Genomic DNA, 584 nt, shown 5'->3' on the forward strand with positions numbered 1-584 from the left:
TCCCGACGCCACTAATCAACGATGAGACGTACTACGTTCGTGAGGCAGAGGACGATGAATAGGCCCACCCATGGGTGAGTGAATAATGACCAGACGATTTCCGCCTGCGGTCCCTGGTCTGCCGAACGATCAGCGACGGTACCGTGTCATCCTGAGTACACTCGATTCACTCGAAAACCCACCGACCAAAGAGGAGTTCGTCCCGGTCTGCAAGGAGGCGATCGAATCGGCAGAGAACGACGAGGGAACAGAGTTGAGTGAATCCTGGACGAAACATATCATTACGGACATGAATCGGTCGGGGTTCATCTCAGAAATCAAGACAGGCGACACGAAAGCCATCGAGATAAGCAGGGACTCTGCACGGTGGCTCGAAGACGACGGCTACGAGTTCAGTGAGTTCGTTTACGACGCGTTGAAGCGTGCGTGGGTGTTGAAAAGAAAGTTCCCAGAGGGTTTCGAGGCGCTCGAACGGATCCTCCACGCGATTACATACAAGCTCGAGGCGCCGACGTCGTCGCGGGCGATCAAATCAATACTTAGTGATGAGTACGATTACAAGTTCAGTCGTCAGGGGATCCGCG

The 584-nt window shown here is 54.1% G+C and carries 1 protein-coding gene; it reads left to right on the forward strand.

The window, feature by feature from the left end; translation table 11 throughout:
- Positions 1-85: 85 nt before the first annotated feature.
- The coding region (locus DEQ92_RS21505) for a hypothetical protein (protein ID WP_147299557.1) at positions 86-584 on the forward strand (499 nt) is incomplete at its 3' end.

This window comes from Haloferax sp. Atlit-6N (genome assembly GCF_003383195.1).
GTDB classification, from domain to species: domain Archaea; phylum Halobacteriota; class Halobacteria; order Halobacteriales; family Haloferacaceae; genus Haloferax; species Haloferax gibbonsii.